The organism is Luteibacter flocculans, assembly GCF_023612255.1.
In the GTDB taxonomy this organism is placed as follows: Bacteria; Pseudomonadota; Gammaproteobacteria; order Xanthomonadales; family Rhodanobacteraceae; genus Luteibacter; species Luteibacter flocculans.
The window spans coordinates 2,227,038-2,237,089 of the sequence record NZ_CP063231.1 but is presented as its reverse complement, the minus strand read 5'-3'; the positions used below and the strand labels follow the sequence as shown (position 1 = coordinate 2,237,089).

The 10,052-nt window shown below is 67.2% G+C and carries 7 protein-coding genes and 1 pseudogene; 7 read left to right on the top strand and 1 reads right to left on the bottom strand.

What is annotated here, in order from left to right:
- Positions 1–18: 18 nt before the first annotated feature.
- Genes IM816_RS09415 through IM816_RS09400 form a run of 4 tightly spaced genes read left to right on the top strand, consistent with a single transcriptional unit; the run spans position 19 to position 6,221 of the window.
- On the top strand, positions 19–1,920 hold the full coding sequence (locus IM816_RS09415; protein WP_250337858.1) for a TolC family protein: 1,902 nt from the start codon (positions 19–21) through the stop codon (positions 1,918–1,920).
- Positions 1,921–1,946: 26 nt separating this feature from the next.
- Positions 1,947–2,711 (top strand): efflux RND transporter periplasmic adaptor subunit, encoded by a 765-nt coding sequence (locus tag IM816_RS09410; RefSeq protein ID WP_250337857.1) that lies wholly within the window; start codon positions 1,947–1,949, stop codon positions 2,709–2,711.
- A gap of 4 nt (positions 2,712–2,715) precedes the next feature.
- Complete coding sequence (locus tag IM816_RS09405; RefSeq protein WP_250337856.1) at positions 2,716–4,095, top strand: efflux RND transporter periplasmic adaptor subunit; 1,380 nt, start codon at positions 2,716–2,718, stop codon at positions 4,093–4,095.
- Positions 4,095–6,221, top strand: coding sequence for a site-2 protease family protein (locus tag IM816_RS09400; protein ID WP_250337855.1), 2,127 nt, complete (start codon positions 4,095–4,097; stop codon positions 6,219–6,221). Before IM816_RS09405 ends, IM816_RS09400 begins: the two co-directional genes overlap by 1 nt.
- A gap of 31 nt (positions 6,222–6,252) precedes the next feature.
- On the opposite strand, the gene IM816_RS09395 is transcribed toward IM816_RS09400, so the two are convergent.
- Entirely contained in the window at positions 6,253–7,119 is an 867-nt protein-coding gene (locus IM816_RS09395) for an aldo/keto reductase family oxidoreductase (RefSeq protein ID WP_250337854.1), read from the bottom strand.
- A 119-nt stretch (positions 7,120–7,238) separates the two neighbouring features.
- Between IM816_RS09395 and IM816_RS09390 the strand changes: the two genes are divergently transcribed.
- From IM816_RS09390 to IM816_RS09380, 3 genes and pseudogenes are all read left to right on the top strand, one after another.
- Complete coding sequence (locus IM816_RS09390; protein WP_250340731.1) at positions 7,239–8,135, top strand: LysR family transcriptional regulator; 897 nt, start codon at positions 7,239–7,241, stop codon at positions 8,133–8,135.
- Positions 8,136–8,233: 98 nt separating this feature from the next.
- Positions 8,234–9,328, top strand: a pseudogene (locus IM816_RS09385) (NADH:flavin oxidoreductase/NADH oxidase); the annotation flags it as partial.
- A 139-nt stretch (positions 9,329–9,467) separates the two neighbouring features.
- The gene (locus tag IM816_RS09380; RefSeq protein ID WP_250337853.1) at positions 9,468–10,019 is read left to right on the top strand and encodes a DNA-3-methyladenine glycosylase I; all 552 of its coding nucleotides are present in this window, start codon (positions 9,468–9,470) and stop codon (positions 10,017–10,019) included.
- Positions 10,020–10,052: the final 33 nt, after the last annotated feature.

The following is a 10,052-nucleotide window of genomic DNA, read 5'->3' as shown; positions in this document are numbered from 1 at the left end:
ATGCTCCAGCATCACGCCATGAAGACCACTTCGACGACCCCCGCGCTGCGTCGCGCACCGCTGGTCGCCTCGCTCGCCATCGCCGTGTTTCTTACCGGCTGCGGTGCCGTCAAGCCCAAGCCGCTGACCCACGATGAAATCGCCACGCGGGTCAAGAACGACCAGCAGGCCATGTACAAGGGCCAGGAGGCGGTGACGGCACCGCTGACGCTGTCCGACGTCATGGCACGGTCGCTCAAGTACAACCTCGACTATCGCCTCAAACTGATGGAAACCGCGCTGTCGCGCGGCCTGCTCGACGTCTCCGAGCTGGACATGCTGCCCAAGCTGATGACCGACGCCGGTTACCGTTGGCGCAGCAACGATTCGGGCGGTACCAGCATCGGCATTCAGGACCGAATCGTCAGCCTGCGTCCCTCGACCTCCGAGGAGCGCGTGCATTACCTCGCCGACGCCACGCTGTCGTGGGACGTGCTCGACTTCGGCCTCAGCTACTACCGTGCGAAGCAGCAGGCGGACGACGTCAACACCACCGACGAGCGCCGCCGCAAGGTGCTGCAGAACATCGTGCAGGATGTACGCGACGCCTACTGGCGTGCCCTCGGCGCGCAGCGCCTGCTCGGCGAGACCCAGGCGCTGGCCGACAACATCCAGGCCGCGCTGGAGAAGACCCGCCAGGCCGAGCGCGCTGGCGTGCTGCCGCCCGTGGAAGGCCTCGAATACCAGCGCGCGCTGCTCGACGCCATGACGCTGGTGAACGAGAAGCGTCAGGAGATGGAATTCGCCAAGCGCGAACTCGCCGCATTGATGAGCCTGCCGCCGGGTACCGACTTCACGCTCGCCGACGCCACCGAGACGAACCTGTCGCAGGTGCCGGGCAATCTCGACCAGCTCGAACAGATGGCGCTGGAACAGCGTCCGGAGCTGCGCGAGGAAGACTACAAGACGCGCATCGACGCCATCGAGACGAAGAAGCAGATCGCGGCGCTGTTCCCGAACCTCAATCTGTTCGGTGGCGTGGGCTACGACTCGAACAAGTACTTGTACAACGAGAACTGGGCGCAGGGCGGCGTGAGCATGTCCATGAACCTGTTCCGTCTCGCGGGCATCCCTGCGATCAAGCGCACCAACAAGGCGCGCATGGAAGTGGACGACGCGCGTCGCATGGCGCTCAGCATGGCGATCCTGACCCAGGTGCGCGTCTCGGTGGAGCGCTACAAGCTGGCCGTCTACGACCACCAGTTGGCCCAGGAATCCGCGCAGGTGGACCAGCGTCTCGCCAGCGTGGCCCGCGCCGGTTCCAGCAACCAGCTCACCAGCGAACTGGAAACGCTGCGCACGCAGGCACGCTCCATGGTCTCGCGCTTCCAGGAAGCTTCGTCGTACGCCGCCGCGCAGTCGGCCTATGGCCGCGTGCTGAACTCGGTAGGCATCGACCTGATGCCGGAGCAGGTGGCCGGCACTGATGTGCCCGCGCTTTCCCGTGCCATCCAGACCAGCCTGCTCGATGGGGAGAAGCAGGTGTTCCCGCAGCTTGCCGATGCCGTGAGTGTGGATCGCCCGATCCAGTTGAGCGTGTCGGGCCTGCCGCCGCGCGTCGACGGCGACGCCGTGCGCAGCGCCGTGGGCAAGGTGATGACCAGCAACCGCCTCGCGCTTGGTAGCGGTGAAGACAGCCTGTCCGTCGATCTGCGCTACAGCGCCACACCGGGCAAGGCCGCCATTCGCGCGCAGTGGGACGTGACCGTGCAGGATCGCGCCGGTAAGCGCCTGCTGACGCAGAGCTACCGCAGCTTCATGCCCAACGAGATCACCACGCGCTCCGTCACGGCACTGGCCGAAGCGGCCGCGCTCTCGGTCATGGGTGACGTGCGCCGCCTGGCGACAGCACCCGAGACGGCTTCCGCCGCCGCGCAATGAACGGCAAGACGACGAAACGAAAGATCATGAAGAAGACGATGTGGTTCGGTGGCTTGCTCGCGTTGGGTCTGGCCGGCATGGGATCGGCGCAGGGGCAGTCGTCCCCTGCGGCCGGCGCGCAGGCGCCGGTGCGGTTCCTGGTGGTGGCCGACAAGGAAAGCCCGCTGTCGGCGGCGACGCCGGGTCGCGTTTCGCGCGTCTACGTGCAGCTTGGCGACAGCGTCGCCAAGGGCAAGACGATGGTGGCGCTGGATTGCAGCGACCTCGACGCACGGCGTGCTGCTGCCGATGCGGAATACAAGGCCGCGGAGCTTCGCTACGAAGCCAAAGCAAAGCTGCAGGGGCTCGACTCGGCGGCCGCGCTGGAAGTCGAACTGACCGCGGCGGACGTCAACCGCACCCGTAGCCAGTTGCGCATCTTCGACGCGCAGTTGGCCCAGTGCCGCTTCGTTGCGCCGTTCGACGGTCGCGTGGCGCGCATCCACGTGAAGGAAGGCCAAGGCGTGGCCGCGGGCGCACCGGTCGTCGACCTGGTGGGTACGGGCACCCCCAAGGCACGGCTCAACGTGCCGTCGAACTGGATCGGCTGGCTCAAGCCCGGCGCGCATCTGGACGCGAGCATCGACGAGACCGGCGGCCACTATCAGCTCACGGTGACCCGTCTGAGCGGTCGAGTGGATGCGGTCAGTCAGACGATCGAGATCGAAGCCGAGTTTCAGGGCGATACGGCCAACGTGCTGCCGGGTATGAGCGGGCGTGCGACGCCAGCCAAGACCAGCGGGCAGGGCTGAACCCATGACCGAAGAGGCATCCACCGGCGCCCACGCGTCGTCGCGCTTCTACGCGCTCGCCGTCCGTGCCGAAGCGGCGTCTACCGCCGCGGAACTCGGCTTCGTTGCGGTCAACGAGACGCGCCTGCTGGTCGATTACCGGCAGGCGTCCCTGGTCGCGCTGACGCCGGGGCGCCCGCCGCGCCTTGCCGCGCATTCGGGGTTGGCCGATGCGGACCCGAACACGCCGTATGCGCTGTGGTTGTCGGCGGTTGCCAAGTGCATCGCGCCGCGTTGCATCGATCTCCCCGCGGCGGTCCGTGTGCTGCCGCTCTCGCCGGACATGCTGGGCGATGCGTTGGCCGCGGAATGGGCCGAATGGCTGCCGGCGCAGGTCTGGGTGTTGCCGCTGTTCGGGCCTGACAAAGCCGTGCACGCGCTGCTTTTTCTCGCACGCGACGAGCCGTGGCCCACTACCTTGCATGCGGACGGCGCGGAATACGCGCTGCTGCAGATCGCGAATCTCTACGGCTATGCATGGTGGTCGCTGGTGGCACGACCTTCGCGTTGGCGGCGCTGGTGGCATGCCATCACGCGCGGTCGTCGTCTGCGCTACGGGCTGATGGCACTGGCCGTGTTGCTGCTCGTGCCGGTGCGCGAATACACGCTGGTACCGGCGGAAATCATTTCCACGCGCAGCCAGGTCATCGCCTCGCCGCGTGAGGGCGTGATCCATCGCATGACCGTGTTGCCCAATGCGCCCGTCAAGGCCGGCCAGGTGCTGGCAGAGCTCGACGATACGACCTTGCGTAACCGCCTCGCTGTGGCGCAGGCGGAACTGGCGACCGCGAGCGTCGAAATGCACCAGGCGGCACAACAGGCCATCGAGAACCAGAGCGCCAAGGCGGATCTCGGCATGGCCGAAGGCAAGTGGCGCGAACGTCAGGTGGACGTCGCCTCGCTCCAGCGCGAAGTGGACAAGCTTGCCATCCGCGCACCGTCCGACGGCGTGTTCGTGTATTCCGATCCGGACGACTGGGCCGGACGTCCCGTGCAGACGGGCGAGCGCATCGGTCTTCTCGCCGATCCGCATGTATTGGGCGTGCGTGCCTGGGCGCCGGTGGGCGAACCGACCAACCTCGCGCCGGGTGCACCGATGACGGTGTTCCTCAAGGTCGCGCCGCTGAGCCCGCTCGACGCACGGCTCGACTACGCCGGCTACCAACCGGTGGAAGCGCCCAACGGCGTGGCGAGCTACGTGCTGCGCGGCACGATCGACGGCGCACCGGCAGGCGCACGTATTGGTCTGCAGGGCACCGCGCGTGTTTCCGGACGTTGGAGCGTTCTCGGGTATCTGATGCTGCGTCGACCCCTGGCGACCGTTCGCGCCTGGTGCGGTCTCTGATGATGGCCGCCGTCGCCGACCCTGGCATGCTGGCCGCGGCGCCCCCGCCGTGGCCGGGGTTGCGCGACGACCTGAAGATCCACCCTTCGGGTCGCAATCGCGACGGGTCGCCGGCCTGGCATCTGTCCGACCCCGTGCGCAACCAGTTCTTCCGCATCGGCTGGCTCGAATTCGAGATGCTTCAGCATTGGGGTCTCGGCGATCCGCAGCGCATCGCCGAGGCGATCGCGGCGCGTACCACGCTGGCCCCGGAAGCCGACGACGTACTCGACTTCGCGCGCTTCCTGCAACAACAGCAACTGACCCGCATGGCGCAGCCGAAGCGGAATGCGTCCGCGCTGCACTGGTTGTTGCAGAACTATCTCTTCATCCGCATCCCCCTCGTGCGCCCGGAACGTTTCCTGCGCCGCGCACTGCCGTATGTGCAGTGGATGTTCGGCATGCGCTTTCTCGTCGCGACGCTTCTCGCCGCCGTGATGGGTCTGCTGCTGGCGGCGCGCCAATGGGATGCGGTGCAGGCAAACCTGCACGGCGCGATGAGCTGGGAAGGCGTGATCGCGTTCGCAGGCGCACTGGTGTTTTCCAAGTGCTGGCACGAGTTCGGCCACGCGTTCATGGCGACGCGCTACGGCGTACGGGTAGGGCACATGGGCGTGGCGCTGCTGGTGATGTGGCCCATGGCGTATACCGATACCGGCGAGAGCTGGAAGCTGGAAGGCTCGCGTCGTCGCCTCGCCATCGCCTCGGCGGGGGTGATGGCCGAGCTGGTGCTGGCCGCGTGGTGCACGCTGCTGTGGTCGTTCGCACCGGAAGGCAATTTCAAGAACGCGCTGTTCTTCCTGGGCACGACGGCATGGGTGCTGACGGTGGCGGTGAACGCCAGCCCGTTCATGCGCTTCGATGGGTATTTCATTCTTGCCGACGCGCTCGACTACCCAGGCCTGCACGAACGTGCCGGTCGCTGGGCAAAGCGGTGGGTGCGCCGCGCTCTGCTGGGCATCGAAGACCCGCGACCGGATGCGGTGTCGCCGCGCTTCGCGGCTTTTCTCACCGCGTTCGCCTTTGCGACCTGGCTGTATCGCCTGGTGCTGTTCGTCGGTATCGCCGTGGTCGTGTACCACGCCTTCTTCAAGGCCCTCGGGCTCATTCTGTTCCTGGTGGAAATCGTGACGTTCGTGGGGAAGCCGATGCTCAACGAAGTACGCGTGTGGTGGATGCGTCGCGCGGAGATCAGTCGGCCGCGACTGCATCGCTGGCTGGCCGTGCTCGGCGCGCTCGCCCTGGTGCTTCTGGTGCCATGGTCATCGAGCATTACCGGCGATGGCGTCGTGGAAGCCGGGTTCGAGCAACCGGTGTTCACCCCGTTCGCGGCACGCATGGAGCGCGTGGCGATCGTCGATGGCGCGAAGGTGACGGCCGGGCAGGTGCTCTTCGAGCTTTCCGCGCCGGCCCCCGAAGACGACGGCGCGAAGGCCGACGCGTTGCGCGAGGCCTATGAAGCGACGGCACGGGGTGCCGGGGCGCTCGATCGCGATGGCGTCGCCAAGCAGGTGGTCGCCGAGCGCATGGCGGATCAGTACGACGTGCAGCGCCGCGCGAGTACCGCCGAATTGCATCGCCTGCGCCTCGCTGCGAGCGAGGATGGCGTCATCCGCGATCTCGATCCGACCTTGCGCCCAGGGAGCTGGGTGTCGCCTGGCTCGCGCATCGCCACCGTGGTTGGCGGCACGCGCTGGCGTGCGGAAGTGCTTGTCTCGGAGTCGGACCGTGCACGGCTCGTACCTGGCGCGGTCGCTACCGTCTATCCGCACGGCCGCTGGCAACCGCTCCGTGGGCGCGTGGTAGCGGTGGACGACGGCGCACTGGAACATCTGCCGAGCCTGATGCTTGCCAAGAACCACGGCGGCCCGATTCCGTTGAATCCCACGGCACCGGCCAAGGACCTGCGTCCTGCAAGCGTCTGGTATCGCGTACGCGTGGAAGGCGACGGGTTGAGCGGCCCGCTGGCGGCCGAGGAACTGGCCACCGTGCGCTTGGAAGGGCACCGCGAAAGCCTGGGCCGGCGCTGGATCGACAGCGCCTTGCTGATCCTGTTGCAGCAAACCGGCCTGGGCAAGGAAGGCTGACCTGCGCCATTGGGCGCAGGTCAGCCCGAGGTCAGGCCGCGGCGCGGCCGATGCCTTCCAGATCGCGCAACGCATCCGCCGGCAGCACCAGTTCGCGAGCCGCAAGATTCTCGCGCAGATGCGTCACTGACGAGGTGCCGGGAATCAGCAGGATGTTCGGCGCACGCTGCAGCAGCCAGGCAAGCGCCACCTGCATCGGCGTGGCGTCGAGACGCTTTGCTACGTCCGACAGTGCGGACGACTGCAGCGGCGTGAAACCGCCCAGCGGAAAGAACGGTACGTAGGCGATGCCGTCCCGGCCGAGCGCGTCGATCAGCGCGTCGTCGTCGCGGTGCACGAGGTTGTACTGGTTCTGCACGCAGACGATCTCGCAGATCCGGCGCCCCTCGGCCACCTGCGCCGCGGTGACGTTGCTGAGGCCGATCTGGCGAACGAGACCCTGTCGCTGAAGCTCGGCGAGCGGCGTGAGCAGCGCTTCGATCGAGCCTTCCGCGGGTCCATGCACGTCGAACATCACGCGCAGGTTGACGACGTCGAGCACGTCGCGGCCGAGATTGCGCAGGTTGTCGTGTACGGCGGAGGTCAGCGCGTCGGGCGAAAAGGCGGGGAGCCAGCCACCTTTCTCGTCACGCCGCGCGCCGATCTTCGTGACGATCGTGAGGTTGTCAGGGTATGGCGACAGCGCTTCGCGGATCAACTGGTTGGTGACGTGGGGGCCATAGAAGTCGCTGGTGTCGATATGGTCGACGCCCAGGGCGACCGCTTCGCGCAGCACGGCCAGTGCCGCCTCGCGATCCTTGGGCGGGCCGAACACGCCGGGGCCGGCCAGTTGCATCGCGCCGTAACCGAGCCGGTTCACGGTGCGGTCGCCGAGGGAATAGGTCGTGCTGTGGTTCATGGTCAGCGCTCGCGTGGGAGGGATGCGAGGACAATAGTCCGATCGGATAAGGCTGATAATCCGGTAGGATCGGCACGGGGTGTGCGGAAAAGCGAACAATGAAGATCGACCTGAACGACCTGGAGGCTTTCGTCTCGGTGGCCCGGGCCGGCGGCTTCCGCGAGGCGGCTCGGGCGCGGGGTGGCAGCGCGTCGGCGCTGAGCGAGGCCGTGCGTCGGCTCGAAACGCAGGTGGGTGTGCGGCTGCTTAACCGCACGACTCGCAGCGTCGCGCCGACCGAGGCGGGTGAGGGCCTGCTCTCGCGCCTGGCGCCTGCATTGAGCGAAGTCGAGTCGGCCATCGATGCGGTGAACGGGTTTCGCGATCGCCCCGCCGGCACGTTGAAGCTCAACGTGCCCATGGCCGCCGCGCGGCTGGTCCTGCCTGCCATCGTGCCGCCCTTTCTGGCCGCGTATCCGGAGATCCGGCTGGAGATTCTCGCGGAGGAAAACTTCGTCGACGTGCTTGCCGCCGGTTGCGATGCGGGCATCCGCTACGACGAGCGGCTTGAGCAGGACATGATTGCCGTGCCGATAGGCCCGCGCGTGCAGCGTTTTGCGGCCGCTGCGTCGCCGGCCTATCTGGATCGTCACGGACGCCCGGCTCATCCGCGCGATCTCATGGCGCATGCTTGCCTGCGCGGCCGCTTCCCGGAACGCGCCATGCCGCCGTGGGAATTCGAACGCGATGGCGAGACCTTGCTCGTCGATCCGTCCGGACCGCTGGTGGTGAGCATCGGCGGGGCGGTGGATCTTGCGGTGGACGCCGCGGTCGCCGGTACCGGCATCGTCTACCTGTTCGAAGACTGGCTGCGCGCACACCTGAACAGCGGTGCCCTCGAACCGGTGCTCGAAGCATGGTGGCCGAGCTTTTCGGGGCCGTTCCTGTACTACCCCGGACGGCGCCTCATGCCGGCGCCGCTCAAGGCGTTCGTCGAGTTCGTGAAGGCATCGGGAGCCGCGGCTGCAACGGTCTGAATGCGCTGGGATAACGCGCTCGTGTCATTCCCTGCATAGACGCTGTGGACGCATCGATGGTACCAAGGCGGTCTTTCGATGTTGCCAGGAGTATCCACATGGCTCAGCCCGTTCTGTTCAAACCCTTCCGCGTGCGGAACCTGACCCTGCCCAACCGCATCGTCATTGCGCCCATGTGCCAGTACTCCGCGGAAGACGGCTGCATGAACGACTGGCACCACATCCACCTGGGCCAGTTGGCCATGTCGGGTGCTGCGCTGCTGACGATCGAAGCGACGGCTGTCTCGCCGGAGGGGCGTATCTCCTGGGGCGACGTGGGTCTCTATGACGACGCGACCGAGGACGCCATGCGGCGCACCCTCGAAAGCGTGCGTCGCTGGTCGGACATCGGCATCGGCATCCAGCTCGGCCACGCCGGACGCAAGGCGTCGACCGAGGTGCCCTGGGCCGGTGGACAGCAGATCCCGCCGGACCAGACGCATGGCTGGCAGACCGTGGCACCTTCGGCGGTGCCGTTCGCTGCGCAGAGCCACGCACCGGAAGCGCTCGACGATGCCGGCCTTCGCCGCATTCGCGACGCGTTCGCGGCGGCGGCGCGGCGCGCGGCCCGCCTCGGGCTGGACTTCATCCAGTTGCATGGCGCGCACGGTTACCTGCTGCATCAGTTCCTGTCGCCGCTCTCGAATCAGCGCACCGATCAATACGGCGGTTCGCTGGAGAACCGCATGCGCTTCCCGTTGGAAGTGTTCGAGGCAGTACGCGAGGCCTTCCCTGAGGACCGCGCGGTGACGATGCGCGTGTCGGCGACCGACTGGGTAGACGGCGGCTGGGACCTCGAGCAGACGATCGCCTTCGCGCAGGCCCTCGAAGCGCGTGGCTGCGACGCCATCCACGTGTCCACGGGCGGGCTGCATCCGGCGCAGAAGATTCCGGTAGGACCGAGCTACCAGGTGCCGTTCGCGCGTGCGGTGAAGCAAGCGGTGTCCATGCCCGTGGTCGCCGTCGGGCTCATCACGAGCCCCGAACAGGCGGAGGCCATTGTTGCGACCGGCGACGCGGACCTGATCGCGCTTGCCCGTGCGGTGCTCTACAACCCGCGCTGGCCTTGGCACGCCGCCGCGGAGCTGGGGGCGACCGTGCTTGCGCCGAAGCAGTACCTTCGTTCTCAGCCGTCGAAGCATCGGCACCTGTTCGGTGTGGATGGGCCGGTGGGTCCGACACCGACCTGGGTGCGCGACGAGAACGGCGCGTACTGGTGATGACAAGCGCCGGATGGCGCGGCCTCGCGCATCGCGGCATGCTGTTCGGTCGAACGGCGATGGCGAGGCCCGCATGACCAAGGAAACGAAGCGCTGCGCCTGGGCGGGCAGCGATCCCCTGTACCGCGACTACCACGACACGGAATGGGGCGTGCCCCTGCACGACGCGCGCCTGTTGTGGGAGCAGCTCATGCTGGAAGGCTTCCAGGCCGGCCTGTCGTGGATCACGATCCTGCGCAAGCGTGAGCATTTCCGGAAGGCCTTCAAGGGCTTCGATCCCGCCAAGGTGGCGCGCTTCGGCGAAAAGGACATCCTGCGCCTGCTGGAGGACCCCGGCATCGTCCGCTCGCGCGCCAAGATCGAAGCGACGATCCAGGGTGCGCGCATCTACGAGGCGATGCGCGACGAAGGCCAGGACTTCGACGCGTACTGCTGGTCGTTCACCGACGGCAAGGTCATTCGTGGCAACGGCCGCAGCGTGCCGGCGCAGACGCCGCTGTCGATCACGATCTCGAAAGACCTGAAAAAGCGCGGCTTCAAGTTCGTCGGCCCCACGATCACCTACGCCTGGATGCAGGCCGTGGGTATCGTGGACGACCACATGCTGGGTTGTTTTCGCCGCTAGACGACGGTATGCGGCAGGCCGGCGAGCGTGCGC